The organism is Microbulbifer variabilis (genome assembly GCF_056232115.1).
In genome coordinates this window covers 4,968,794-4,993,769 of record NZ_CP174325.1, presented here as the reverse complement: position 1 = coordinate 4,993,769, position 24,976 = coordinate 4,968,794, and the positions used below count along the sequence as shown (strand labels likewise).

Here is a 24,976-nt window from a genome sequence, read left to right as displayed (position 1 = left end):
CCATGACTGATATCCAGCAAGACGAAAACAAACTGATCGCCGAGCGCCGCACCAAGCTTTCCGCTCTGCGCGAGAAGGGCAATGCTTTCCCCAATAGTTTTCGCCGCGAGAACCTCGCTGCCGACCTGCAAGCTGAGTTCGGCGATAAACAGAAAGAGGAGCTGGAAGAACTGGGTAAACGGGCGTGCGTAGCGGGGCGAATCCTGGCTAAACGCGGACCCTTTATGGTGATCCAGGATGTGTCTGACCGCATCCAGCTCTACGCCGATAAAGCGGCACAGAAAGATATTAAAGAGCGCTTCGGTGCCTGGGATATCGGCGATATCGTCGGCGTAAAAGGCACACTGCACAAATCCGGCAAGGGCGATCTCTACGTCAACTGTGAAGAGTACAGCCTGCTGACCAAAGCACTGCGCCCGCTGCCGGAAAAATTCCACGGCATCGCCGATCAGGAAATGCGTTATCGCCAGCGCTATGTGGACCTGATCGCCACGCCGGAAGCCCGCGAAGTGTTCCGCGTGCGCTCCAAAGTGATCGAGTACATCCGCGATTTCCTCAACGCCCAGCAGTTTATGGAAGTGGAAACGCCTATGCTGCAAGTTATTCCCGGCGGTGCCAGTGCGCGCCCGTTCGTTACTCACCACAATGCGCTGGATATCGATATGTACCTGCGTATTGCCCCGGAACTGTATCTGAAGCGTCTGGTCGTGGGTGGTTTTGAGCGGGTTTACGAGATCAACCGCAACTTCCGTAACGAGGGCCTGTCCACGCGCCACAACCCCGAATTCACCATGCTTGAGTTCTACCAGGCGTATGCGGACTACAACGACCTGATGGATCTCACTGAGAAGATGCTGCGCGGTATCTGTGAAGATGTTCTGGGCTCCACCACTGTGGAATACCAGGACAGCAGCTACGACTTCTCCAAGCCGTTCGCGCGTTTGTCTGTGTTCGATTCCATCCTGCACTACAACCCGGAACTGACTGCGGCCGATATCGACAATATTGAATCCGCCCGCGCCGTTGCCGAGAAGCTGCAAATCCCACTGAAAGACAGCTGGGGCCTGGGTAAGGTACAGATCGAGATCTTCGAGAAAACTGTAGAGCACCGTCTCGACCAGCCGACCTTTATCACTGAGTATCCAACCGAAGTGTCTCCGTTGGCTCGCCGTAATGATGACAACCCGTTTGTCACCGACCGCTTTGAATTCTTCGTTGGCGGCCGCGAGATTGCCAACGGTTTCTCCGAGTTGAATGACGCGGAAGATCAAGCCGAACGCTTCAAGGCCCAGGTTGCGGAGAAAGATGCCGGTGACGACGAAGCCATGCATTACGACGCCGATTATATCCGCGCGCTGGAATACGGTCTGCCGCCCACCGCTGGTGAGGGCATCGGTATCGACCGTCTGGTAATGCTGTTTACCAACTCTCCATCGATTCGCGACGTACTGCTGTTCCCGCATATGCGTCCTGAAACGAACGATTAAACGGCTCACCGCGCTACTAGCAGTGTGCTCTGCCGTCGCGTCAATATTTCGGCGCGACGGCCCTCTCCGGATATCCTCTTCTAAAGTCGGGCATTCCTGTACAGGAATTTCATTGGCCTTTTCCCGTTTGTCGCATCTGTGTAACTGATGTTACGGCCGCGATCTACTCTAAATAAATCCATCGACGAAATTGCAGAGCTGTAGAAAGTGAGCAATAAAAGAAGGAGAAAGTGTTGGCAACTAAGGCGGCGCAATGTATTTGTGGGCTGGGGAGTTTGTTTATCTGCTGTACTGCCCTGGCTCAGTCGAAGTTACAATACCCTCTATCACAGGAACTAAATGCTAGCTCGGTACCAATTGAGTTCCAAAACCTTCCTGTACCGTATACGCCTTCCCTTCCTAGAGTCTCGACTCAAAACGGCTGGCGCTTTGCCGTCACGCCATACTTATTCCTGCCCTTGCGTACCAAGGGTGAGTCTACAGTGGCTGGAACCACAGTGGATGTTGATCTCAACCTGAAGAGAACCCTGGAACTTCTAAATGTGGCTTTTTCTGCCCGGCTTGAGGCCTGGAAGGGACGCTTTGGCGTAGTTACCGATCTTTATTATGTACACCTGAATTTAAAAGAGGGGGCTAGTATACGCCCTCCCAGAAATCCACAGTTAGATATAGACATCAATATTGATGTAAATGTGGATGTACATCAGGGGTGGGTTGCTGCATTTGGTGCATTTCGTTTATTAGATGGGAGTTTTGCCACTGGTGAGCACCGTTATTTTTGGGATGTCGGTGCGGGTGTACGCTGGAACCGTCTCCGGCAGGAGGTGAAAGCCAGGGTAGGAATTGATATTGCCCCGATGCCTGAAGTGCGAAACCGGCTGGGAGGCCGCAAGAGCTGGTGGGAACCAGCTATAGGCACCAGAGTGGGGCTCAGGCTGAATGATTGTCTTACTCTGGGGGCGCGCACTGAAATCGGAGGTTTTGGTGCCAGCGGTGACGAATTGCAATGGAATCTACTGGTCGGACTTGACTGGCGTGCTTGGGAAGCAACATCCTTACGTTTGGGTTACCAGTATTACAGTATCGACTATTCCAGTAGACTTCCAGATGGAAAATTTGCCTATGATATTGACCAGCATGGGCCCTATATAGCCGCTACATGGCGTTGGTGATCCCTGATTATTAGGTTTGGATAATATATAAATACTGACTGGAGACTCCGTTTTCCTGGTACTCCTATGATGCTTGTTGGTGAAGTATATTCACTTCTATTCTGTTTGTGATTTAATCGCGAACCTGGCAATAATATTCTTTTTATAAAACGTTCCCCCTGGAATAGATCTTCGAATGAGATGCCTGAGTTTTTTGGGTGTATTTATATCTGGCTTGATAGATAAACAATAAAAAAATAAAAATTTAAAGGCGATTTTCTTATGGAGCCAGGGTTGATAATGGCTTTAAATTTTTGAGATTTTTAAAGGTTGAATTCTGGTGTTAATATGCGGATCTAACCTCGCTAAAAAGCCTATCAATAGATGAGGGCCCCGGTTTATCAGAAACATTACTGGGACGGTTGTTATAAAGTTTTTGGTTTTACTTCGTTGACAGCATTGCTGTGTGAAGATAAAAATCTGACCGTTAAATAATTAACCTGGAATAAGGTAATTGTGGTGACAGGACTGTTTCGCCAGCAAGTTGTAGAAAGGCAAGTGGATCGCTTGCACGGTGGGGTTTTACTCCTGCCGCGTTTTTCACATACCGCTATTCTCGCGCTGCTACTAATTTGGATAGCAGTTGTCTTTATCTGGTTAGCTATTAGCAGTTATGCTCGCAAGGAGAGCGTAACTGGCTGGTTGGAGCCAGCCTCTGGATTGGTGCGGGTTTATGCTGAGCGTTCGGGCATTATTAAACAGGTTCTGGTGCGCGAAGGTGATAGGGTGATTAAAGGCCAACCACTGCTAGTGGTAAATGGAGATCGGATATTAGCTGACGGAAAGAACCTCGAGGCCTTATTATTGACTGAATATGAGAGTCAACAAAAGCTAGTCAATGAGCAGCTTGAGCGCGGCGATAAGATTTATCGTCAACAACTCCATGATGTAGATGAGCGTATTAATGCTAGTAGGGAGGATCTGGCACTACTTGAAAAACAGATAGAATTGCAATCCCGACATTCTGCGTTAGTGGCTGAGCAGGTAGAACGTTACCGTGTTCTAAAGCTAGATGGTCATGTATCCTCTTCAGAACTGGATGCCACCATTGCCCAGGAGTTGGAGCTATATGTTGATCGACAGGAGCTTGAGCGGAGTCGGGTTAATTTACGCAATCAAATTCAGAGGCTTGAAAGAGATCGATTACTACTCCCCGAAGAATACGCTAATAGTAGTGATCAATTGCGAACAAGGCTCTCAGACCTAGCCCAGCAAATAGCTAAATTGCATGGTCAGCGAGCTTATATCGTTAAAGCATCCCGATCAGGAGTGGTTAGTAATTTGCAGGCGTTTGAGGGGCAACAGACGCAAACCCATATTCCAGTTTTATCACTGTTGCCGGAGGGGCATATACTAACGGCACAATTGCTGGTATCTGTACGCTCAGCGGGCTTTCTCAGTCCGGGCCAGCAAGTGAAAATTCGCTATGATGCCTTCCCTTACCAAAAATTTGGTCTCTATGCCGGCACTGTACTGGAAGTGTCAGACACTGTTCTTCTGCCTGATGAGTTACATCGTGTACCTGTAGCTGTGGATGAGCCGGTTTTTAAGGTCATTGTAGAGCTGGCTGATCCTTCGGTTAATGCCTACGGGCGACGCTTTCAACTCAAGCCAGGTATGACTTTATCTGCCGATGTGAATCTGTCGGAGAGAAGCTTATTAGAGTGGTTGCTGGAACCAATTTATAGTTTAAAGGGGCGGTTGTAATGGAAACCAGCGCATGGTCATCGGTAAATAATGGGCGAGCGGAAACCCATTTGAATTTCTCTGTACATCGCCAATTGCCGGTAATTTTGCAGACGGAGGCTGCGGAGTGTGGATTGGTATGTCTGGCGATGATTGCGGGATTTCATGGTTATGATACTGACCTTGTTAGTCTGCGCCACCGATTTCATATTTCCAATCATGGCATCAACCTCAAGACCCTGGTAGATATCGCTGATCGCTTACATTTAGCGGGCCGTGCACTGCGACTTGAAATGGAGGAGTTGGAAGAGTTGCAGTGTCCCTGTGTACTCCATTGGGATATGAATCACTTTGTGGTACTCAAGTCATTACAGCGCGGTACTGCCGTTATTCATGATCCAGCAATGGGGGAGCGGATATTGTCCCTTGAGGAGCTTGCCCAACACTTTACTGGTGTTGCTCTGGAACTTTTGCCGACAGATGAATTTCAACTGGGGGAGGACCGTCAACAGCTTAAGCTACGTCATTTCTGGTCGTCTATCAGTGGGCTAAAACGTAGTTTGGGCCAGATATTGATACTGTCATTGATACTGCAATTGTTTGTTGTAGTTTCCCCTTTCTATATGCAAACCGTGGTGGATGATGTCATCTTGCGGGGGGATGAAAGCCTGCTATTGGTATTAGCTATGGGTTTTGGCTTGTTACTGGCGATACAAGTTGGTACGAATGCGTTAAGGGAATGGGTCATTCTGCATGTTTCTAGTCGGCTAAATGTACAAATGGCAGCAAATCTTTTTCGCCACCTGATTCGTTTGCCGATGAATTATTTTTTTACCCGACATATGGGCGATATAGTCTCTCGCTTTGGTTCCCTGAACAAAGTACGTGAGTTGCTTACCACAGGATTGGTTGCTGCAGTTGTGGACGGAATAATGGCTCTCATTACACTCGTCGCTATGATATTTTATGATATGAAGCTAACGTTAATTGTGCTATTGGCGGTTGCGCTTTATATTATCTTACGAGTATTGCTGTATCGCCCGTTGCATCTCCTTACTGAAGAGGAAATTGTTGTGCAGGCAAAGCATGACTCACACTTTATGGAGTCGGTGCGAGCCATACAGACAATTAAATTATTTCAGCGTGAAAATGATCGTCAAAGTCAGTGGCAAAACTATTTGGTCGATGCCATTAATAAGGATATTCGCATCACCCGCTGGAATATTGGTTATAAAACAGCGAACCGTTTGTTGTTTGGTATAGAAAATCTTTTGGTGATTTATTTTGCTGCAATAGCTGTGATGGGTAATATTTTCACTATTGGTATGCTTTATGCCTATATGAGCTACAAGAACCGCTTTGTACAATCCATGGATGCATTAATCGCAAAGTGGATAGAGTTGAAAATGCTTGGTTTACATTTGGATCGATTGTCTGACATTGTCTTTACTAAGACTGAGTCAACGGGGGAAGTATGTAATCGTAGAGTGGAAATTGATCGGAGTGGACCTCTGCAAGGTAAAATTGAGGTGCGTAATCTTACTTTTCAATATGGTGAAGCGGAAACACCAGCCTTTCAAAATTTGAGCTTTACAATAGAACCCGGTGAAACTGTTGCCATTGTAGGCCCAAGCGGGTGCGGTAAAAGTACTCTTTTAAAGTGCATGATGGGTTTGCTGCAGCCGACAGCGGGGGAGATCCTGATCGATGGTCAGCCTTTAAAGCAAATACCTCACTATCGAAGTCAGATAGCTGGAGTTTTGCAGGATGATCAACTGCTTGCAGGTAGCATTAGTGACAATATCGCCTGCTTTGAACCCAAGATAGATATGCAGGAAGTAGTTCGTAGTGCGAAAAAGGCATGTATTCACGATGAGATAATGTATATGCCTATGCAATACAATACCTTGGTTGGTGATATGGGTACCAGCCTTAGTGGTGGGCAAAAGCAGAGAATTGTGCTGGCACGCGCGCTCTATCGTGTACCACGCATTTTGTTCATGGATGAAGCAACTAGTCACTTGGATATGGCTACAGAATCTTTGGTTAATGACCATATCAAAGGACTTGCCATAACCAGAGTACTGGTTGCTCATAGGCCGGAGACGGTCAGGTCTGCAGGGAGGCGGATTGTATTATCCAGTGCATTTTCTGGAGTTGCTTAGATAAACGGAAATACCCTTAATTTAAATATAGGACTTTACTTATGAAAGAGCTCACGGTCAATGAAATGCAGGAAGTTAATGGTGGCCTTATAAAAACTATTATTAAGATTATTGATAAAATAATAAATGACAATGGGGATGGCGATGCTGAAACAGCTTCCTATACCTCTGAATCAGGCTGAAACAGGAATAGGTAACTGTATAGTTAAATCTGCGCCCATATGGGCGTAGATCTTTAGCTGGCTTAGGTGGCAAGTGTTGTGCTCAATAAAAAGTGACTGTTTTAGTTAACGTATAGAAAGAGAGGTAAATGCGAAAACCTTCCAGTGCTTGTCTGACTGAATAATTTCAATATTTGCCCTTATTTCCCGCGTTTTTTTTTCTATCTGCCCCCAATTGTAACCCTCTGCAGTTGCTTGCCACTTGCTGGTGATTCTGAACGCCTTATTCCCATTGATAACTATATGTTTAGCATATTCTACTTCAAGATTATTGATTGAGCGCAACGAACCCGAATTTCCGCTAGAAGTCACTGGTTGAAAAATATGTGAAAGATTGGTAGTGGTGTTTTTGAAATTTTCGTCGCTAATAAGATTAGATAAGCGGGTGTTTAATGCTTCAGTTTGGGGTTCTTCATATGCAGCGGCCAGCCTCTTAAGAAGTGTTTCTACCATTTGTTCAAGTTCTTTTTTGTTGACCGTCCCAGGCAGGGGGATGCGTAGCTCTCCTGGGAGGGTATAGTAAATAGCTCCTGCACAAATAAGTACAATACTGTAAAATAGAATAGGGTGCTTGTTTTTCGCCTCTACTCTTCTAGTGCGAAGAGTCAGGATGAAGAAAATAAAAATGCAAAACCCGAAGAGCACTGCCATTGGGATTACGGCGCTGGGGTTCTCAATGAGTACTGGACCGCTATTGGGAGCACGGTAGTCGTATAAGTAGTTGCGCCATTGTATATCTGGAAAATCAGGCGCAACATGGGTGGGAAAGGGGCCTGCAGGGTCTTGAATCAGTGTTGGTACCGAGTTTATAGCATCGGTAAAAATAGTCCAGTCGATACTGACACTCTGAGGCAGCTCTTTAATTTTGAATCTTTCCCTGTAGCCGATAAGTAGGGAGCCGATTTCTATTGATTCATCTTCAGTTATTTTCGTATAGCCTGCCTCATTGGCTTTGAGGAATATTATTTCAGTGCTGATTGGTTCGGATATCTCACGGTCGATAGTAGTTGGATTTTTGCCCCGTAGGTATTTCAAGGTTGTGCGGCGAAGAAGTTCACGTTTTTTGGTGGTTAATGGTTGCCAGGCATTGAAATTTTGATCAGTCCACCGTAGTAAATCTTTGGGGCGCAATAGTATTTCGTGTCGAATTTGGCGTGGCTCTACATAGAGGAAAGATTGCAATGGATAGCGGTTTTGGCGGTTGAGGCTGTGGTTGGAAAATTTGGTATTCCAGGGATCTTTCCAGTCAATATTGAGAGATTCTGTCCGAGATAAGTATTGGAAATTACTGACTGGAGTTTTACCGTGTTGACTGGTAAATCCGATAGTAACTGTTGCCTCTCCATCATTTCCTAGCGGGGGTTGGATATCCAGATGACTTACCCCCTTGATAGGATATTCTATATTTGCCAGTAAAATAATTTCATCATCTGGGAGCTTGGGCGCTCTAAGACCAGTGCGTGGATCAAGCTTGCCAGCGAAGGGGGAGTTTCTTGGTTTTCTTTCGGCGATGCGAATTTCGGAATTTGTCGGTTTGATTTCCCTTTTTTCGGTAAAAATTTTAACAGCAAATTTTTTGTGCTTTTTGACGGCTATAGCCAGTTCATAGATACTTTCTGTGGGAAGGATTTCAGGCCAGAACTTTTCGGCATCTTCCGCTGATATTTCAAATCTGATTTGCAGTTTATCTCCAGTAACTTCAATTTCAGCGATATTTGGAGCAGTCTCGGCACCGGCGTAACCTATGAAGTTGGCATAGGTGATAGATGGTGTCAAAATGATCAAAAAAATACTGACTAGAGTTCCTATTTTTTTGATAAGTCCTGCTTCTATTGTTTTGATTTGAATCATTTTTAGTAAGAAACTAGTGGGTTGGCTTCATATTAATTAGAACTGGCTAGTTGAGAGGCCTTATTTGTTGTTCAAGGCTCCGTTAGTCTTGACATAGACGTAGTAATTAAATTTTCGAGTGCCGATCCTATCAGTATAGATTGAACATTCCTCTGACTTGTCCTTAATCAGTGCATGTATTCGTAATTTTACTTATCGAGTTGATTCACACTGTTTTTTTGACGGATACTTCCTTCCCCAGTTATACGCCGAAGCTGTCGATGAATATGTTGGCAGATATGATGTTCAGGTTAGTTAATTAGCACTAAATGATTGGGCAGCTCGTCTTTTACTGCACTTCTAGGTGCGGCCTCTCTCAATAACTCGCCACATTGCGCTATACATGAAAGTAAGGCTTCCCCAGCCTTGCCCCGTTTGATCTCCTGTATAAAGCTTTCAATAATCACCTGCCAATTGTCATTGGTAATATGCTGGGCGAGGCCGCGGTCTGCCAAAATCTCTACATAGTGCTCTGCCTCGCATACAAAAATCAAAAGTCCAAGCCGACCTTTGGTACTGTGTAATTCCTGTTCGAGAAACTGGCGACGGGCGAGGTTGGATGCTCGCCAAAATTTTATCTTTTTGGGGACCAGTCGCATTGTGATGGGGCGCCAGCGGAAAAAAATTGCTAGGGCAATAAATAGTATCCATTGCAGTATAAAAGCCTGTTGGAAGCTAATCCACCAAGGCAGGTATTGGAACAGCGGGGAAAGTAAAAGTGCGAGAAATGCAGCCCACAACGTGGAAATGTATAAGTAGTTGTCCGCTTCTTTTGCTACAACAGCCATTACTTCGGCATCAGTATGGGTTTCCACCTCTTTGATCGCTTCGGCTACTTGGCGTTGATAACTGTTGCTGAGCATTACCATCCTCCCGACGCGCCTCCTCCGCCAAAGCCGCCACCACCTCCGCTAAACCCGCCCCCCGGTCTGCCACCGCTGGAGTAACCGCCTCCAAAACCACCCGTTCCATAGTAGCCGCCGAAGCGGCCTCGCTTATAGCTACGCCTGTGTACGGGTGAACTGAGCATTGAAGTGCCAAACAGGTGCAGCATTACTAAAATCAGGAATATTCCTGCCAAAAAGGCGATGCGTCGGTCTTTTTTATTTTCTATGGGTTCGGCTACATACTCATTTTTTGTGGCTGCGATGATAGACTGCACGCCAGTTTCTATACCTTCCGAAAAAGCTCCACGGCGAAATTTCGGCAGTACTTTGGTATGGATAATATTGGCAGCCAATGCGTCTGTCAGTGCGCTCTCCAGACCGTAGCCGACTTCAATGCGAACCTTGCGCTTGTTAGGTGCGATTAAAAACAAAATGCCATTGTTTTTATCCTTATGACCCAGCTTCCATTCTCGTGCCAGCTGGTTGGCGTACTCCTCTATAGTGAGCCCTTGTAGATCTGGCAAAATTGCGACTACGAGTTGATTGCTGCTTTCAGATTCGTATTGCTGGATCTGCTCAGTCAGTCGGTATCGTTCTTCTGATGATAAAAGCTCTTCCTTGTCTATTACGCGCCCCGTCAGTATGGGAAACTGTACATCTGCCCACAGCGACATAGTCATCCATGAGGTGATTAGGGCTAAGGCAAGCAGTGCGGGGCGAATCATAAATTTGACACCTGCCTATTGGAAATTCACCTCTGGAGCCTTCTCCGCCCCCTCAGTGGTAGCTTGGTAAGTCTCACGCAGAGGCATATTGCGGTAAAGAATTACGTGCCAAATCTTACCGGGAAAAGTGCGGATTTCCCGGTTGTAGCGCTGCACAGCCTGGATATAATCCCGCCGCGCCACGCTGATTCTGTTTTCAGTTCCTTCCAGCTGGGATTGAAGACTGAGGAAGTTCTGGTTGGCCTTAAGGTCGGGGTAGCGTTCTACCACGAGCATTAGGCGGGCCAGGGCGCTGGAGAGTTGGGATTGGGCAGCTTCGAATTGTTGCAGCTTGGCTGGATCATTGAGTAGGTTGCCATCTAGCTGCATAGAATTTACCTTGGCGCGAGCCTCGGTAACCGCTTGCAGTGTCTCACGCTCATGGCCCGCATAGGCTTGTACTGTTTTTACCAAATTGGGTACCAAGTCTGCCCGGCGCTGGTATTGGTTCTCTACTTGGGCCCAGGCGGCTTTTACCTGCTCGTCATAGGTAGGGATGTTGTTGATGCCGCAGCCACTGAGCAAGGCCACCAGCAGGCAGAGTAGGATGCAGTGCCAAGAGGGTAGACTGTTGCCAGCGGCAGAGCTCATGCGGGGTATCCTTATTCTCCTGTAAACCAACCAAGAATAGTCCGCCTTAGTCTCTGTGCTGGGGGCGGCACAGAGATGGAGCCGAAATGGCACTAAAAGCAACAATTTTTAAGGCCAAAGTACAAATCGCCGATATGGATCGGGATTATTATGCGGAGCATCAGTTAATTTTGGCCCGTCACCCATCGGAAACCGATGAGCGTATGATGGTGCGCTTGCTGGCATTTGCCCACAACGCTGCGGATTCCCTTGAGTTCACTAGAGGTCTCTCTTCAGATGAGGAGGCGGACCTGTGGCAGAAAAGCCTCAATGGTGAGATAGATCTATGGGTGGAAGTAGGTCTTCCTACTGAGGAGCGTGTGCGTAAAGCCAGCAATCGGGCTGAGCAAGTTTTAGTTTACAGTTACGGGCGGCGTACTGCGCCAGTGTGGTGGCAAAAGCTGGAGAGCCAGCTTGCACGTTTTGATAACCTCAGGGTTTATCATTTGGTTGCAGACGCTACTGAACAGCTGACGGCGATGGCCGAGCGAAATATGGAGTTCAGCATTTCCATTCAGGATGGTCATATATGGCTAGCCGATGGTACTAACAACGCGGAGATTACTCCGGAAATCTGGAAATAGGAGCAGAAAAATTAATGCCTTCATTTGATATTGTATCTGAAGTGGATAAGCATCAGCTGACAAACGCGGTGGATCAGGTGAATCGCACAGTCACCAACCGTTTTGATTTTAAAGGCGTGGATGCTGAAGTGGAGATGAGTGAATTCTCTCTGGTGGTTCGTGCTGAGGTGGATATGCAGGTTGACCAGATGGTGGATATGTTACGTGGTGCGTTGATCAAATGTGATATTGACCCCTTGGCGATGGATGTAGGAGAAAAAGAACAGTCTGGGAAGCAGGTTAAAGTAGGTGTGACCTTAAAGAACGGGCTTGACAAAGATCTGTCAAAAAAAATCGTTAAACTGATCAAAGATGAAAAGCTTAAGGTGCAGGCGGCTATTCAGGGTGAGCAAGTACGAGTTACTGGTAAGAAGCGCGATGATCTGCAGCAGGTAATTGCCTTGCTGCGTAGTAAGGAGTTGGAACAACCGCTACAGTTCAATAACTTCCGCGATTAACTGGGTTTGTAGTTTTTATGCGTTTTTTCTTCAGTTTTATATTTATGTTGCTTTCACCACTGGTGGTAGTGGCAGAAGTTAGCTCTGCCAAGTTAAAGGCCAGCTATTGGGTGAATAATAGCGCGGGCCTGGATATTTCCGGCTTAAGTTTTTGTGCCGGCAGGCTACTTGCAGTTTCCGATAAAAATTCTGGAGAAATTTATACACTAAAGTTGCGCGACGGGGATGCCGATCTGGTATCCCATCTTCAACTAGATGGCTTAGGTGTGCCTGAGCATGATGAGCCTGTGAGTTTCTGGGAGGCATTTAAGGAACTCTTTCGCCCAGCTGATGAGCTGGACTTCGAAGGAGTTAGCTGTGATGGAAGCACCATTTATCTTGTCAGTGAGCACTATAACCGTATTGCTGTGGTGAGCGACCAGGGAAAAGCAAGCTGGCAAGAGTACCTATGGTCACCCGCCGCGAAATCTCAAGGCTACTTGCAAAAAGCCAATGCTTCCAGTGAGGGGCTGGTAAAGGCCGGTGACGTCTTCTGGGTAGCTATGGAGCGCGAACCGCGGGGCTTGCTGAAGTTGAACTCGAGCGGTGGTGCCAGTGTGTTTTCTTTACCATCGGTAGCTGGCCTCGACTTTAGAGGGCGCTCGGAAGACCTGACTGGCTTGGATTATTACGACGGGGCTTTGTTTACCCTGGAACGTAATGCGCATGCGGTATGTCGCAGGGCTCTGCCAAGCCTGAAGGCGGAATGGTGCCTGGATTACCATGCCCTTGAAGTGTCCCCAGAACGTGTCTACGAAGAGACTCGCTATGGCAAGGGGGAGGGATTGGCTGTCAATCAGCAAGGTATTTTTGTAGTGCTTGATAACAATAATGTAGGCCGCGCTCTGGCTCCCGATGATAAACGTGCACTACTACTTCACTTAGCTTTCCCCAGAGATAATCAATAGTTATTCAATTTATATGGAATGAGTTCAGTTCATCTCTGAGGTTATTAGGAGCTGCCTAGCCAATATGGCGCATAATTTGCGTTATATCTGATTTTTTAATCCCGAGGTTGGCAATCTCCAAACAATGGCCTTCTACAAAAGAGCAAATTATCGACAAATTGCTGATAAGTGTTGGGGCTACTATGATGAGCAACAGCCGACTTTGCATATCGTATCTTAGAAGCCGATGTGAGTATGTCGCAAGTTTCCTGGTAACGCTTAGATCCTGATTCTACTGTAGGAGTATTTTTTGATTAATGAGAGGACAGCTTAGCGTTAAAAACTTTATCGATAATGATGTAGTTCTAAAGCTTTATTGTTTCCATAGTAAATGGAATTTACCGTGAAAAATTGTTTTTTATCTGGTGCTGTTGGGATATTACTCTCACTGACAGGGCAGGCAACTGAAATTATTCCCGCAAAAAAAATTACGCACTACTGGGTTGATGGTAGTGCTGGATTGAGCCTTTCTGGCTTGAGTTTCTGTGGTGATAGCTTGGTTACAGTTTCAGATAAATACTCAAAAGAAATTTATCGAATTAAGATTGAGGATGGAAGTGCAAAATTGGAAACTTTCTTAGAGATTTCAGGGTTGAAAGTTCCAAAGAAAGATAAACCAAAAAATTTTTGGCATTTTTTTCTTGAGCTTACCCGTCCGGTTTCCGCGATGGACTTTGAGGCAATTAGTTGCACTAATAAATCCATTTATTTACTGAGCGAACGTTACAATCGTATTGCTGAGGTAAATATGCGGGGCAAGGGGCACTGGCTGGAAAATATGTGGTCCTCAATGGCAAAAGCTCAGGGTTATATGCAAGGGTACAACCTTTCTGGTGTTGGGTTGGCAAAGGTAAAGGATTATTTTTGGGTGGCTATGGAGCGTGATCCTCGTGGTTTGGTAAAGCTTGGTCCTGATGGGAGTGTCCAGATATTTACACCGCCACCAGTAAAAGATTTGGATTTCCGTGGGGAGTCTGAAAATTTGGCCGGTTTAGATTACTACGATGGAGCTTTGTTTACTCTTGAGCCAAATGCTTATGCGGTGTGTCGAAGGGCTCTGCCAAGCCTAAAAGCAGAATGGTGTTTGGACTATCGAGAAATAGAGGAATCCTCTGAGCTTAAGTATGAGGCTTCTCGCACGGGGGGTAAGGGAGATGGTCTAGCTATCGGAGAAGAGGGCATTTTTATCGTGTTCGATAATGATAATATTAGTCGTAGTACTGATCCACAAGACCGACGCGCCCTCTTTTTACAGCTGGGTTTCCCGGAAGTTGTTGATTAGATTGAATGGAGACATATGAATTGGCTATAAAGCTAAGCGGTAATTTGGGCCCGTTATGATTAAGAGCTTTCTTTATGTAATTGCCGGCGTATTACTCTCAGTTACGGGAGTAGGAGCTGAAGTTATTCCCGCAAAAAAGATAAACCACTATTGGTTGGATGGTAGTGTGGGAGAAGGTATATCTGGTCTGAGTTTTTGTTATGGGGAGCTGCTCACAATTTCTGATAAAAATTCAAAGGAAATTTTCACCCTAAAACGAGAAGGCAGACACGCAAAATTAGCTTCTTATTTGCAGCTTTCAGGGCTAATTGTTCCCCAAAAAGATAAGCCTAGAAATTTTTGGCATTTTATCTTGGACCTATCCAGGCCAGTGGGCGCACTGGATTTTGAGGGAATTACATGCTCCGATAAATATATCTATATAGTAAGTGAGCGTTACAATCGTATTCTTGAAGTGGACCGGCAGGGGAACGCTCACTGGTTGGATGCTATGTGGACCACCGAGGCCAGAGCTCGAGGTTACATGCAGGGCTTCAACCTTGCTAGCGAGGGCTTAGTGAAAATTGGTGATGACTTTTGGGTAGCTATGGAGAGTGAGCCTCGCGGTTTGGTAAAGCTTAGCCCCAATGGCGATGTTCAGCTTTTTACTCCACCATCGGTTGCCGGATTGAACTTTCGTGGAGAGCCTGAAGATCTGGGAGCGCTTGATTATTATGATGGCGGGTTATTTACTCTGGAGCGAAATGCTTATGCCGTATGCCGAAGAGTTCTACCAAGCCTCAAAGCTGAATGGTGCTTGGACTACCGAGAAATTGAAAAATCTTCTGAGTTACAATATGAGGGACATCGCACTGGAGGCAAGGGAGATGGATTGGCTGTAGGGAAAGAAGGTATATTTATAGTGTTTGATAACGATAACATCAGCCGCAGTGCAAATCCTCAGGATCGCCGCGCGCTCTTGTTACATTTGGCCTTTCCTGAGGGTGTCCAGTAAAGCCAGATTTGGGGAGTGTATCTGCTACTTGTGGTTGGTTTTTTGTAGATACCCTGAAGGTTTAACCAGTCAAGATTTATGTGGTAAGGCCTTGAATATCTTAGAGTGTAATCCTTACCCTCTTTTCCAGAGATCCCTACTTACCCAGCAAGCGAGGTTATGGCTGATTTGCCATGCTTGGTGAGTTGCTTGGAGATCTATTCCAGCGACGATAGTCATAAGGTCGCTGTCTAAAACTAAAGTATATTTGTGATGTTTAACAGCCTTAATATCAGTTGGACTAGAGCTTCCAGAGTTCGTTTGGGACTGATGTTGTGTCTGGTTTTCCTGAGGGTTGAGAATTAGTGGCAAAGAAGAAATTATCCACATTGCTGGAAGAAATACGAGCTTGTCGCTTGTGTGAGGAGCATCTGCCACTGGGGCCCAATCCTGTTCTGCGTGCAGCAGAGTCGGCACGTTTGCTGATAGTTGGCCAGGCGCCGGGTACCAAAGTCCATGCTTCCAGCATCCCTTGGAATGACCCATCCGGCGACCGCCTTCGAGATTGGTTATCGATAGATAGGCAGGTGTTCTACGACGAATCCGAGATTGCCATCATTCCTATGGGTTTTTGCTACCCTGGTCGTGGCAAGGGAGGAGATTTACCTCCGCGCCCTGAATGCGCCACTACCTGGCATCAGCGCCTGCTGGAGCAGCTGCCAAACTTGCAACTTACTCTATTGGTGGGACAATACGCCCAGCGCCACTACCTGCCGCATTGGTATGGCAGTATTACTGAGAATGTGCGCCATTATCGCGATGCCTTGCCGGCCCGCTATTTCCCTTTACCGCACCCCAGTCCACGCAATACCTTATGGTTGCGTCGCAGACCTTGGTTTGAGGAAGAAGTGGTGCCGGAGCTGCGAAGACAAGTTAAGAAAATATTCAAGGTTTAATAATGCCGGTTCCGGACAATATCAAAATTCATCCTTCCTGGTACAGTGTGTTGAGTGAGGAGTTCAAGCAGCCTTATATGGCCCATTTACGTCAGTTCCTGAGGGGAGAGAAAGAGGCCGGTAAGCGGATTTACCCTCCTGGTGGGCAGATTTTCAATGCTTTTAACTCCACCCCCTTTAATCAGGTGAAAGTAGTGATTCTTGGTCAGGATCCCTATCACGGACCTGGCCAGGCTCATGGCTTGTGTTTTTCTGTAATGCCGGGTGTCCGTATCCCGCCCTCTCTACAGAATATCTATAAAGAGTTGCATTCGGATCTGGGTATTGCTCCTGCCCATCACGGTTGCCTCCAGCCCTGGGCGGAGCAGGGTGTACTGCTGCTCAACGCTACCCTTACCGTAGAAGATAGTAAGGCCGGTGCTCACCAGGGCCGTGGTTGGGAGCAGTTTACTGATGCCGCCATTCATAAATTGGCGGAACAGCGAGAAGGTTTGGTATTTGTGCTGTGGGGTAGTTACGCGCAGAAGAAGGGAGGCTTTATTGATCGCAACAAGCATTTGGTGTTGCGCGCTCCACATCCATCTCCCCTATCGGCTCATCGCGGCTTCTTTGGCACCCGACCTTTTTCTCAAGTCAATCATTGGTTGCAACAGCGTGGTGAAAAGCCGATTGAATGGGCATTGCCAGAGGCTAATAGGTTGCAGAGGGTTGCTGTAGAGATTTAAGTGTCTGCTAATTTATATTGATTATGTTAGTTGGGGATCTTGTTTAGGGTTATTGGTTTATAGTTGGTTAGCCTTAATTTTTCATAAAATAAGCACTTTGGGGTGGTCGCTTGAATATAAGGGCTGCTCCTTTCTTTTGGTGCTTAAACTCTCAATTTAAGGTTTATTTACCGCTCTTTATCCTATAAAGATTATTTTTGCGTCTTAGCAGTTAAGCCTTAAAGCTATGTGGAGAGAGTGGTTTATGAATTCTTGCTGAATTTATATTGTTTAGTGTTTTGGGGGCCGTCGCGCATTTAATTAGATTGATATTTTTTGTCTGTATTGTTCAATAATATGTGTCAATTCTGTTTGCGCCTTTTTGGGGTTGGATTGCCGTCTGATTGATCGTGGTGACTGTTTGGTAGGGGGTATTTGTCTATAGCATTCTTATCCATTGAGAAGAAAAAAAGTGTTCTTGGCTTTATACTGGATTTTTAGTCTTAATATCATAAATTCTTGTGGCCAAATTACTTTGAGTGGTGGGTGCAGTGGAATATCTGTTCTTGGATACTGTTCTAGATTGGTTGTCTGCTCCATTTGTTGAGGCGGCCTTTACCACATTGTTTATTGGTACGGCAGCGTTTTGTAAAAAGAAGTTTGATGCGAAGTCTTACCGGGCCCTTTGGGATAGATTTTTGGGCGACTCTAAGGCTGATATCCATGTTGTTCTTCCGTTAATCAAGCAAAAAACTCTATATTCAGATATTACGAAGACGCAAAGTCTTATCCCGGATAATGTATTATTTATGCCTTATGACGAATCTCTCGCAATACAGCTTTTGAAAGATAGGATTAAGAAAGTATATCCTAAAAGGAAGGTGGTTTTTCACGATTCACATAATTTTGTCCATGATCAAAAAACATTTATATGTATAGGTGGTCCAGCTATCAATGTTGTAAGCCGTGATTTGTTGCTGACCAGGAAGATTGACTCAAAATTTAAAGTGGATTTTTTGGGACGCTTTGCGAATGATGAGACTGATGGGCGGGTATATATGTCAAACACTTTAGATGGTTCTATCACTGAGGATTATGGTTTTATTTTCATAACGGAGAACCCCTACCAGCGGGATAGCTGTGTGTGTTTAGTTTTTGGGATATGGTCTCATGGAACTTACTCTGCGATCCAGGCATTGTGTGGTAAGGGTACCCATCTACCTGAGCTTGCAAATAAGTTAAAGATAAATAAGTCACTTTTTGCTATTACAAAGTCCACTGTAAGGGGGATGGTAACGGGCTTTCCATCTGTAGAAAAGGTAAGGAAGATAGAGAGTGCGATTTCATCAAACCCTAATTAGATTTGCTGTTGTGGATATGTTTTTATTAAAAAAATAAATAGAACCTGCTAATTATGTGTTGGAGTGGTCTGTCGGATCAAGTTGAAGGGTAGGTTGTCTTTGGGTATTTTATTTTTAATGGCTGGTTCTTGGGTGCAGAGTGGGTGATATTCAGGGCGTGAAAAGATTATTGTGTAGTTACGAGTTTTGTGAAAAATTTATTTTCAGTTTTTTTGAATAATTAAATAAGCGTGTAGTTCTGGATGTTGATCGTATTCGAGGTGTCTGCACGTACAGTCTAAGCTGAGGGTTAATTTAAGAAACCCAACTATGCCCAGCGTTGAGTAATACATTTCTGGGCCCATGGTATTGTTTCTGTGCTCGCTGGGTTCATCTGTGCCGCCGAAGGAGAAAATTAACACTCCACCCCTGTTGAGTCTTTTGACTAGCCTTGTTAAGACATCCTTTTGTTTTTCAAGAGGAATATGCCAGATACTATCCCAGGCAGTAATAAAATCGTATTGCTCCTGACTTTCCCATAGACATATATCCTGATGATGGAAGGTGATATCCGGGTGGCGCTTTTTTGCTAAAGTGATCATTTTAGCAGAAATATCAATTCCTTCTGGCGCAAAGCCTTCAGTTTGAAGTAGCTCTATAAACCTCCCTGTACAGCCGCAACCAACATCAAGTGCCATACCTCTGTTCTTTACAAAAGCCAAGGCTCGTTTATGTTGTTCAATTCCGTTTGCTGCATTAAACACTTTACGCTCCCATAAATGGGTTATTTCATCGTAGGCTTTTCCGGTTTCTTGAGGATTCATATTTTTAAATTCTCAGGTGGGTAGTCTGAAGCTTGTTTGAATATTCTTTGATTTGACTTGATTGAAATTATTGTTTTTATGTGCTGAGTTATTCTGAACGTTTTAAGAACGAATTGTATTCCCCTCTTTCAATCCTTCCAAATATTAACAATATTTCCATTGTTATCCAGCTCTATATTTACACGTTCAGGGCGAAAATCTTCAGTCAGAGCTTCACCAGTTTTATAGATGCGTGAATATTTTCCGATGATGCTAGATATAGGGAGTTTCTTTATTTCATGGTTTTTTATTTTCGCTTGGTAAGGTGAGAGATTACCGATTTCATTAGTTAGTCTAAATGTCGATGAGCCATCAAGTCCCAGTTTTTTTCTGTCAAAAGATAAGTTGACACCTTCTAGGGATAGCGCTTCACAGTGGTCAGGTTTAATGCGTGTGACTGTGACTTGATAGGGCGGCAGCCCTGTGGTCCCTTTATTAACGTCAATATTGAAATCTTCTTTCTTGGTGCACCCTCCAGATGCGACGTGTAAATCAAGTGTTTCGGGGCGTACAGTTATCCCCAATAGCACTTCTTCAGCTGATTCGGAAAGTGCTGTAGAAGATGTAAATAGGACTGCAATTAAAATTGCAACAGAAAAGGGTTTCATATTTTATCACCTTGTGATGTTTGTAGGGTTTCGTTATAGACATGAATTTAAAGGGTCGTAGAAGGATTGGTTGATCTTGTGTGAAATTTCTTGGTGGGAGGAGAGGGGCTGATTAGATTCATTGAAAAGGGCGGCCATAAACCGCCCTCGGAGTATTTACTTCGGCTTTAGCTAGGCTAGAGGATCGGCATCTGCATCATAGGGGAGCTCCTGAATTTCCAGGATGCGGCCGTCCTCCAAATGAAGCTTTTCACCGGATGCGACTTTGGCAATAGTAAGGACAGCGAGTAGCTCTATGCCGTCTTTACTGTGACAGGCCTCTACCAGGTTGCCAATGCTTTGCTTGCCATCCCCGAAAACTTCCAGGCCGCTGATGGGGAGATCGCCTCCTGTACTTTTTGCGCGATATAAGCGGCGTTTTGCGGCGCCGCGAAATTGCATACGTGCAACCACTTCCTGGCCGGTGTAACAGCCTTTCTTAAAGCTGACGCCGCCAAGTAAGTGTAAATTAGTCATCTGAGGGATGAACATTTCTGAGGTGGCGGCATCAACTTGGGGAATGCCGGCCTCTATCTGTCCCTTTTGCCAAAGGTCATAGCCAGTCGCTTCACACTCTGGGGAGAGGTTTTGCCAGAGCTGCTGTGCTTTGGTGACTGGCACCAGTAGCGCAAGCTGGGTTTCATTAACCGCCTGGGCGATGCAGCGCTCGCCATCGAAATCAAAAGTGACTACTTCACCGGGGGAGGGAGGGGCGAAGCCAAGTAGCTGTGCTGTTTGCTGTGCGACGTTTTGACCTTGCAAGCCGAGCCAATGGCTGTCATCGCTGATATCTGTCAATTCTGCTTTAAAAAACACTGCGTACTTACTTAGGGCCTGTTGGGCAATCGGAGCGAGGTTGCGAGGAAGACGCAGAATAAATTCGCCCTGGGACAGCTTGAGGGCACTGAAAGCGCTGATCATACGGCCTTTAGGATTGCAGTGGGCGCCTAGGGTGCTGTGCTTGTCTGGTAGATTTACCAGATCGCAGGTGAGCTGGCCCTGTAAGAATTTCTGGCTGTCCGGGCCTTTGATCGAAACAGCGCCTTGGGGGCCAAGATCGATAAGGTGCAGTGCCTGCGGGTCATCCGTGCTGGTTAGAGGGAAGTGAGCTTTGCCGCCTTCCCAAATGGCGCCTTCGCTGCTGAGAAAATCCTGCCACTGTTGCTGGTCCATAGTGCTGCCACCTCCGGTTGTCTTGGTGGCAATATCTGGGGATTGGAGCGCCCATTTTCAAGTTTGGCCAGGCTGCAGGTATACTGCATCCTTTAACTTGGTTGGAAAAGAAGTATGGATCGCAACCGCCTGTTTTGGGCCAGTCGCCGCGGAATGTTGGAGCTGGATCTGGTGCTGCTGCCATTTTTGGAAAATGTATATGAGACCCTGGAACCTGCAGATCAGCAGCGTTATATTCGGTTGTTGGACGAGCAGGATCAGGACCTGTTTGCCTGGTTCCTCCGCCGTGAAGACCCGGCCGACCCAGATCTCCAGCGAATAGTACAAATTATCCGTGACAATACCGGTTTGCGCGAGTAAAGGTTCCCCTCTCTATTTTGAGCGCAGCGCCCGCCTGAGTTGTGTCGTTGCGCCATCCTCTATCTTATTTTTTCTTCTTTCAATGGCTGTGCTTCAAGCTGCAATTCTATTGTGGCTCTGCGGGCTGCCCTCCTGGTTATTCTGGATACTGCTGACTGTTATCTTGGCATTTGCCTATTGGGAGGTACGCAGTTTGGCGCAGATGGTGGGTATATTATCTACTCGAGAGCGTCGCTGGTTTTGGCGGGTGGTTGGTGACGATGAGCGCCAGTTCTATTTCCGTGGTGAGCTGGTCTTATGGGGCTGGTTAGTGGTTATTAATGGGAGAGACTTACAGGGCAGGTCGTTGCGTTTGGTGTTGGCACGGGATGCAATAAGCCCTAACGACTGGCGCAGGCTGCAGGCGGCTCTGCGGTTCTCCCGTTAGGGGGATCGGTAGTCTGGGCCGCCTCTATTCTAAATTGCTAGATAAATTGTCGCTGATTGGCGAAGTTCTCAGGTACCAGAACGGTATCCATAGCCAGCTCCCTTAGGCCTGGGTAGTCTAGGGAATAGTGCAGGCCACGGCTTTCGCGACGGTCCAGGGCTGAGCGAATAATTAGTTCTGAAACCAGTGCCAGGTTACGCAGTTCCACTAAGTCGTTGGTGATGCGGTAGTTGGCGTAAAACTCGCGAATCTCTCGCTGCAAGAGTTTTACCCTATGCTGGGCTCGTAGCAGGCGCTTGCGTGTGCGCACGATTCCTACGTAATCCCACATAAAGCGACGCAGTTCATCCCAGTTGTGCGAGATCACAACATCTTCATCTGAATCTGTTACCCGTGAAGCATCCCAGCCTGGTGCGCGGCGTGGTACCTGTACTGAGTCGAGGTGCTCCTCAATATGCAGTGCGGCAGAGCGCGCATATACCAAGCACTCCAAAAGCGAGTTACTGGCTAGGCGGTTGGCGCCATGCAGGCCAGTAAATGTGGTTTCGCCAATGGCGTACAGCTGATCCAGGTCTGTGCGGCCATGATGGTCCACCATAATACCGCCGCATGTGTAATGGGCGGCAGGAACCACTGGGATTGGCTCCCGGGTAATATCGATGCCGTACTTCAGGCAGTTGCTGTATACCGTAGGGAAGTGTTCCCGCACAAAGTCGGGGTCTTTGTGGGAGATATCCAGGTATAAGCAATCTGCACCCAGGCGCTTCATCTCATGGTCAATTGCCCGGGCGACGATATCCCGAGGGGCCAGTTCGCCACGCCTGTCGAAGCTCTCCATAAAACGGCTGCCGTCAGGCAGCTGCAATTGTGCACCTTCGCCGCGTAGAGCTTCAGTTATAAGGAAGGCTTTGGCTTTTGGATGGTACAGGCAGGTGGGGTGGAACTGATTAAATTCCATGTTGGCAACCCGGCAACCGGCGCGCCAAGCCATGGCAATACCATCGCCACTGGCTCCGTCGGGGTTGCTGGTATAGAGGTAAGCTTTGCTGGCACCTCCTGTGGCGAGCACCACAGCCTTGGCCTGAATAAGCTCGACCTCTTCAGTATTTTTATTCAGAACATAAGCGCCAGCACAGCGAAAACGCCCCTTCTCGGGATCAGGCTGGCGGATCAGGTCTATGGCGACGCGGTGTTCAAAACAGTCGATATTGGAGCTGTTAAGCACCTTTACCAGCAGAGTGCTGTGTACGGCTTTACCAGTGGCGTCAGCGCTGTGAATGATGCGGCGATGGCTGTGTCCCCCCTCTTTCGTAAGGTGGTAATCCTCCCCCTCGCGGGTAAAGTCTACGCCCTGGTTGATCAGCCAGCGAATAGCAGCGGTACTCTCCTCCACCGTGAAGCGTACAGACGATGGGTGGCAGAGTCCTGCACCCGCGTCTAATGTGTCTGCAATGTGCGACTCCACCGAATCCATCTCATCTAGCACTGCAGCGATGCCTCCTTGGGCGAACCAGGTGGAGCCGTCCTGCAGGCGCTGCTTGGAGAGCAGAGCTACGCGATACTTGGTTGAGAGGTGCAAGGCCAGGGTAAGGCCGGCGGCACCGCTGCCGATTACGAGAATGTCGTAGTTTGCCTGGGCATTCATAGATTTCATTTATCTTTTAGGGTCGCGTAGTATAGCGCCTCCTGATTATTCGTCGATTTGACGTGGAACTTATGTCCTATTGTCAGTGTCATCAACAAAGTAAAAGAAACGCCTGCGCCGGCAGCCCCTTAATAATGACAAGTGGCGCCCGCAGTGTGGCTGGATATGGGAGTTGGGGATGACAGCGCATCAGGCGTCAACGAGTGACCGTGAGCTGGTAGAGCGGGTTCAAAAGGGAGACAAACGCGCTTTTGATCTTTTAGTACTCAAATACCAACACAAAATTGTTGCCGTAGTCAGTAGGTTTATCAAGGACCACAGTGAGGTACAGGATGTAACTCAGGAGGCTTTTATAAAGGCCTATAGGGCACTTGCCAATTTCCGTGGCGACAGTGCTTTTTACACATGGATGTATCGAATCGCGATTAATACCGCTAAGAACCACTTGGTTTCCCGCAGTCGCCGTCCGCCGTCCTCAGATGTGGATCTTGAGGATGCCGAGTTCTACTCGGGTGCCGATCTTTTGCGGGATAACGAGACTCCTGAGAATCAGATGTTTCGCGACCAATTGGAGGGGGCTGTTCATCGCGCTATTCGCGCACTGCCAGAAGATCTGCGCTCAGCAGTTACGTTGAGGGAGCTTGAGGGATTGAGCTATGAGGAGATCGCCGAGGTAATGGGATGCCCGGTAGGCACAGTGCGCTCTAGGATATTTCGCGCACGGGAAGCGATTGACCGGACAGTCCAGGCCGTGATGGCCGGTGAGCCGGAAACACTGGGTGACAGAGGCTAATTTTGCGGAAAATTTTCCCTGCCGGGGAAACCAACCGCCGAGAGCCCGGTCATAACTGATACCAATTATGGTGCGTGTGGGCACCGAATAAATGATTGCACAAGAGGGTTAACCCCTATGTCCCACGGGAATCATCAGGAACGTCTCAACGAATCGCTCTCGGCGCTTATGGATGGCGAAGGCAGCGAATTGGAGTTGCAGCGGCTGCTTAAGGCCTCTGCTGTCTCTGAAGAGTTGGGTGAGCGCTGGTCACGCTACCAACTGGCCGCGAGCGTAATGCGTCGCGAGCATGTCGCCCCTGTAGATAGTGGCTTGGCTGCGAGCATCTCTGCAGCGATCGATCTCGAAGAGCCTCTGTCTCAGACTGGAAGTGCTTCTGTAGCCGCCAACGAACTGGTTAACAGTCGTTGGTGGCGTCCGCTTTCGCGCGGTGCAGTGGCAGCCACTGTGGCCCTCGCCGCAATCCTTGGGGTGCAACAGATTACCGATACCCAGCAGAACCTAGTGCAGGGTATAGATCAGGTCGCCGAAATCGAGCGCCCGGCGCAGCCGGTAGCCCAGTCGGCGCCACAACCTTCTGGTTTTTATGTTCCAGCCCCCTCGACTCGTTCAGTAAGTACGGCCACGCCGCGCTTTGTACCTGAGCAGCGCGGGCAGGCAGTGATTCAGCAGGCACCTACGCCGGAGCTGATGCGCCATTTAAACCGTGTGATGATTCAACACTCCGAACAGGCCGCGCATGTTGGTAGTCAGGGTATGGTGCCCTTTGCCCGAGCGACCTACGGCGAACAGGTTGGAATGTAGT

At 47.3% G+C, this 24,976-nt stretch carries 25 protein-coding genes; 17 read left to right on the top strand and 8 right to left on the bottom strand.

Annotated elements, in window-relative coordinates:
- The first annotated feature begins 2 nt into the window (after positions 1-2).
- The 5 genes from lysS to ACJJI7_RS22465 all read left to right on the top strand — a co-directional run bounded on the left by lysS (position 3) and on the right by ACJJI7_RS22465 (position 6,731).
- Positions 3-1,487, top strand: coding sequence for a lysine--tRNA ligase (gene lysS / locus ACJJI7_RS22485; RefSeq protein ID WP_282952859.1), 1,485 nt, complete (start codon positions 3-5; stop codon positions 1,485-1,487).
- 233 nt (positions 1,488-1,720) lie between these two features.
- Positions 1,721-2,659 carry a hypothetical protein gene (locus tag ACJJI7_RS22480; protein WP_282952860.1) on the top strand — a complete coding sequence of 313 codons (939 nt, stop codon included), beginning with the start codon at positions 1,721-1,723 and terminating at the stop codon, positions 2,657-2,659.
- Positions 2,660-3,157: 498 nt separating this feature from the next.
- A complete protein-coding gene (locus ACJJI7_RS22475) occupies positions 3,158-4,405 on the top strand; it encodes an HlyD family secretion protein (protein WP_282952861.1) in 1,248 nt (415 codons plus the stop codon).
- A complete protein-coding gene (locus ACJJI7_RS22470) occupies positions 4,405-6,549 on the top strand; it encodes a peptidase domain-containing ABC transporter (protein ID WP_282952862.1) in 2,145 nt (714 codons plus the stop codon). The genes ACJJI7_RS22475 and ACJJI7_RS22470 overlap by 1 nt, the downstream gene beginning before the upstream one ends.
- A 41-nt stretch (positions 6,550-6,590) precedes the next feature.
- Positions 6,591-6,731 (top strand): class IIb bacteriocin, lactobin A/cerein 7B family, encoded by a 141-nt coding sequence (locus ACJJI7_RS22465; protein ID WP_020413489.1) that lies wholly within the window; start codon positions 6,591-6,593, stop codon positions 6,729-6,731.
- A gap of 105 nt (positions 6,732-6,836) precedes the next feature.
- Here the strand turns inward: ACJJI7_RS22465 and ACJJI7_RS22460 are convergent, their stop codons facing one another.
- The 4 genes from ACJJI7_RS22460 to ACJJI7_RS22445 form a co-directional block, all read right to left on the bottom strand.
- Positions 6,837-8,621, bottom strand: coding sequence for a hypothetical protein (locus tag ACJJI7_RS22460; RefSeq protein WP_444901187.1), 1,785 nt, complete (start codon positions 8,619-8,621; stop codon positions 6,837-6,839).
- A 290-nt stretch (positions 8,622-8,911) separates the two neighbouring features.
- Positions 8,912-9,523, bottom strand: coding sequence for a TPM domain-containing protein (locus tag ACJJI7_RS22455; RefSeq protein WP_245556691.1), 612 nt, complete (start codon positions 9,521-9,523; stop codon positions 8,912-8,914).
- Positions 9,523-10,272 (bottom strand): TPM domain-containing protein, encoded by a 750-nt coding sequence (locus ACJJI7_RS22450; RefSeq protein ID WP_282952867.1) that lies wholly within the window; start codon positions 10,270-10,272, stop codon positions 9,523-9,525. The genes ACJJI7_RS22455 and ACJJI7_RS22450 overlap by 1 nt, the downstream gene beginning before the upstream one ends.
- Positions 10,273-10,287: 15 nt before the next feature.
- Positions 10,288-10,902 carry a LemA family protein gene (locus ACJJI7_RS22445; RefSeq protein WP_282952868.1) on the bottom strand — a complete coding sequence of 205 codons (615 nt, stop codon included), beginning with the start codon at positions 10,900-10,902 and terminating at the stop codon, positions 10,288-10,290.
- 86 nt (positions 10,903-10,988) lie between these two features.
- On the opposite strand from ACJJI7_RS22445, the gene ACJJI7_RS22440 reads away from it, so the two are divergent.
- The 8 genes from ACJJI7_RS22440 (at position 10,989) to ACJJI7_RS22405 (ending at position 18,284) form a co-directional block, all read left to right on the top strand.
- Positions 10,989-11,525 carry a YaeQ family protein gene (locus ACJJI7_RS22440; RefSeq protein WP_282952869.1) on the top strand — a complete coding sequence of 179 codons (537 nt, stop codon included), beginning with the start codon at positions 10,989-10,991 and terminating at the stop codon, positions 11,523-11,525.
- A 14-nt stretch (positions 11,526-11,539) separates the two neighbouring features.
- On the top strand, positions 11,540-12,022 hold the full coding sequence (locus tag ACJJI7_RS22435; RefSeq protein WP_020413483.1) for a YajQ family cyclic di-GMP-binding protein: 483 nt from the start codon (positions 11,540-11,542) through the stop codon (positions 12,020-12,022).
- Between the two features lie 17 nt (positions 12,023-12,039).
- On the top strand, positions 12,040-12,969 hold the full coding sequence (locus tag ACJJI7_RS22430) for an esterase-like activity of phytase family protein (RefSeq protein WP_282952870.1): 930 nt from the start codon (positions 12,040-12,042) through the stop codon (positions 12,967-12,969).
- Positions 12,970-13,339: 370 nt separating this feature from the next.
- Complete coding sequence (locus tag ACJJI7_RS22425) at positions 13,340-14,290, top strand: hypothetical protein (protein ID WP_444901188.1); 951 nt, start codon at positions 13,340-13,342, stop codon at positions 14,288-14,290.
- A 55-nt stretch (positions 14,291-14,345) separates the two neighbouring features.
- Positions 14,346-15,284 carry an esterase-like activity of phytase family protein gene (locus ACJJI7_RS22420; RefSeq protein ID WP_282952872.1) on the top strand — a complete coding sequence of 313 codons (939 nt, stop codon included), beginning with the start codon at positions 14,346-14,348 and terminating at the stop codon, positions 15,282-15,284.
- Positions 15,285-15,628: 344 nt separating this feature from the next.
- The gene (locus ACJJI7_RS22415) at positions 15,629-16,219 is read left to right on the top strand and encodes a uracil-DNA glycosylase family protein (RefSeq protein ID WP_040628784.1); all 591 of its coding nucleotides are present in this window, start codon (positions 15,629-15,631) and stop codon (positions 16,217-16,219) included.
- Between the two features lie 2 nt (positions 16,220-16,221).
- Positions 16,222-16,944 (top strand): uracil-DNA glycosylase, encoded by a 723-nt coding sequence (ung, locus tag ACJJI7_RS22410; RefSeq protein ID WP_282952873.1) that lies wholly within the window; start codon positions 16,222-16,224, stop codon positions 16,942-16,944.
- 530 nt (positions 16,945-17,474) lie between these two features.
- A complete protein-coding gene (locus ACJJI7_RS22405) occupies positions 17,475-18,284 on the top strand; it encodes a hypothetical protein (RefSeq protein ID WP_020413477.1) in 810 nt (269 codons plus the stop codon).
- A 203-nt stretch (positions 18,285-18,487) separates the two neighbouring features.
- On the opposite strand, the gene ACJJI7_RS22400 is transcribed toward ACJJI7_RS22405, so the two are convergent.
- The 3 genes from ACJJI7_RS22400 to ygfZ all read right to left on the bottom strand — a co-directional run bounded on the left by ACJJI7_RS22400 (position 18,488) and on the right by ygfZ (position 20,946).
- Positions 18,488-19,087, bottom strand: coding sequence for a class I SAM-dependent DNA methyltransferase (locus tag ACJJI7_RS22400; RefSeq protein ID WP_282952874.1), 600 nt, complete (start codon positions 19,085-19,087; stop codon positions 18,488-18,490).
- 128 nt (positions 19,088-19,215) lie between these two features.
- Positions 19,216-19,734: an I78 family peptidase inhibitor gene (locus ACJJI7_RS22395; protein WP_444901189.1), complete on the bottom strand. Its 519-nt coding sequence runs from the start codon at positions 19,732-19,734 to the stop codon at positions 19,216-19,218.
- Between the two features lie 171 nt (positions 19,735-19,905).
- The gene (gene ygfZ, locus ACJJI7_RS22390; protein WP_282952876.1) at positions 19,906-20,946 is read right to left on the bottom strand and encodes a CAF17-like 4Fe-4S cluster assembly/insertion protein YgfZ; all 1,041 of its coding nucleotides are present in this window, start codon (positions 20,944-20,946) and stop codon (positions 19,906-19,908) included.
- Between the two features lie 114 nt (positions 20,947-21,060).
- On the opposite strand from ygfZ, the gene ACJJI7_RS22385 reads away from it, so the two are divergent.
- Together ACJJI7_RS22385 and ACJJI7_RS22380 are read left to right on the top strand one after the other, a co-directional pair.
- Positions 21,061-21,306: an FAD assembly factor SdhE gene (locus ACJJI7_RS22385; protein WP_282952877.1), complete on the top strand. Its 246-nt coding sequence runs from the start codon at positions 21,061-21,063 to the stop codon at positions 21,304-21,306.
- Positions 21,281-21,733 (top strand): protein YgfX, encoded by a 453-nt coding sequence (locus ACJJI7_RS22380; RefSeq protein WP_282952878.1) that lies wholly within the window; start codon positions 21,281-21,283, stop codon positions 21,731-21,733. Before ACJJI7_RS22385 ends, ACJJI7_RS22380 begins: the two co-directional genes overlap by 26 nt.
- A 37-nt stretch (positions 21,734-21,770) precedes the next feature.
- Here the strand turns inward: ACJJI7_RS22380 and nadB are convergent, their stop codons facing one another.
- Positions 21,771-23,387, bottom strand: a complete 1,617-nt coding sequence (gene nadB / locus ACJJI7_RS22375; protein ID WP_020413471.1) for an L-aspartate oxidase — start codon at positions 23,385-23,387, stop codon at positions 21,771-21,773.
- Between the two features lie 169 nt (positions 23,388-23,556).
- Here nadB and rpoE point away from each other — a divergent pair, with 169 nt between their 5' ends.
- Both rpoE and ACJJI7_RS22365 read left to right on the top strand, forming a co-directional pair.
- Positions 23,557-24,171 (top strand): RNA polymerase sigma factor RpoE, encoded by a 615-nt coding sequence (gene rpoE / locus ACJJI7_RS22370; protein ID WP_020413470.1) that lies wholly within the window; start codon positions 23,557-23,559, stop codon positions 24,169-24,171.
- 117 nt (positions 24,172-24,288) lie between these two features.
- The gene (locus ACJJI7_RS22365) at positions 24,289-24,975 is read left to right on the top strand and encodes a sigma-E factor negative regulatory protein (RefSeq protein WP_444901190.1); all 687 of its coding nucleotides are present in this window, start codon (positions 24,289-24,291) and stop codon (positions 24,973-24,975) included.
- Position 24,976: the final 1 nt, after the last annotated feature.

Excerpts from the sequence above, each read along its gene's own strand:
- ACJJI7_RS22465 (WP_020413489.1), top strand. The coding sequence starts at position 6,591 with ATGAAAGAGCTCACGGTCAATGAAATGCAGGAAGTTAATGGTGGCCTT.
- ACJJI7_RS22395 (WP_444901189.1), bottom strand. The coding sequence starts at position 19,734 with ATGAAACCCTTTTCTGTTGCAATTTTAATTGCAGTCCTATTTACATCT.
- rpoE (WP_020413470.1), top strand. The coding sequence starts at position 23,557 with ATGACAGCGCATCAGGCGTCAACGAGTGACCGTGAGCTGGTAGAGCGG.
- ACJJI7_RS22425 (WP_444901188.1), top strand. The coding sequence starts at position 13,340 with ATGGAATTTACCGTGAAAAATTGTTTTTTATCTGGTGCTGTTGGGATA.
- ACJJI7_RS22455 (WP_245556691.1), bottom strand. The coding sequence starts at position 9,523 with ATGCTCAGCAACAGTTATCAACGCCAAGTAGCCGAAGCGATCAAAGAG.
- ACJJI7_RS22460 (WP_444901187.1), bottom strand. The coding sequence starts at position 8,621 with ATGATTCAAATCAAAACAATAGAAGCAGGACTTATCAAAAAAATAGGA.
- ACJJI7_RS22430 (WP_282952870.1), top strand. The coding sequence starts at position 12,040 with ATGCGTTTTTTCTTCAGTTTTATATTTATGTTGCTTTCACCACTGGTG.
- ygfZ (WP_282952876.1), bottom strand. The coding sequence starts at position 20,946 with ATGGACCAGCAACAGTGGCAGGATTTTCTCAGCAGCGAAGGCGCCATT.
- ACJJI7_RS22450 (WP_282952867.1), bottom strand. The coding sequence starts at position 10,272 with ATGATTCGCCCCGCACTGCTTGCCTTAGCCCTAATCACCTCATGGATG.
- ACJJI7_RS22440 (WP_282952869.1), top strand. The coding sequence starts at position 10,989 with ATGGCACTAAAAGCAACAATTTTTAAGGCCAAAGTACAAATCGCCGAT.
- ACJJI7_RS22420 (WP_282952872.1), top strand. The coding sequence starts at position 14,346 with ATGATTAAGAGCTTTCTTTATGTAATTGCCGGCGTATTACTCTCAGTT.
- nadB (WP_020413471.1), bottom strand. The coding sequence starts at position 23,387 with ATGAAATCTATGAATGCCCAGGCAAACTACGACATTCTCGTAATCGGC.
- ACJJI7_RS22385 (WP_282952877.1), top strand. The coding sequence starts at position 21,061 with ATGGATCGCAACCGCCTGTTTTGGGCCAGTCGCCGCGGAATGTTGGAG.
- ACJJI7_RS22435 (WP_020413483.1), top strand. The coding sequence starts at position 11,540 with ATGCCTTCATTTGATATTGTATCTGAAGTGGATAAGCATCAGCTGACA.
- ACJJI7_RS22470 (WP_282952862.1), top strand. The coding sequence starts at position 4,405 with ATGGAAACCAGCGCATGGTCATCGGTAAATAATGGGCGAGCGGAAACC.
- ACJJI7_RS22445 (WP_282952868.1), bottom strand. The coding sequence starts at position 10,902 with ATGAGCTCTGCCGCTGGCAACAGTCTACCCTCTTGGCACTGCATCCTA.
- ACJJI7_RS22365 (WP_444901190.1), top strand. The coding sequence starts at position 24,289 with ATGTCCCACGGGAATCATCAGGAACGTCTCAACGAATCGCTCTCGGCG.
- ACJJI7_RS22400 (WP_282952874.1), bottom strand. The coding sequence starts at position 19,087 with ATGAATCCTCAAGAAACCGGAAAAGCCTACGATGAAATAACCCATTTA.
- ung (WP_282952873.1), top strand. The coding sequence starts at position 16,222 with ATGCCGGTTCCGGACAATATCAAAATTCATCCTTCCTGGTACAGTGTG.
- lysS (WP_282952859.1), top strand. The coding sequence starts at position 3 with ATGACTGATATCCAGCAAGACGAAAACAAACTGATCGCCGAGCGCCGC.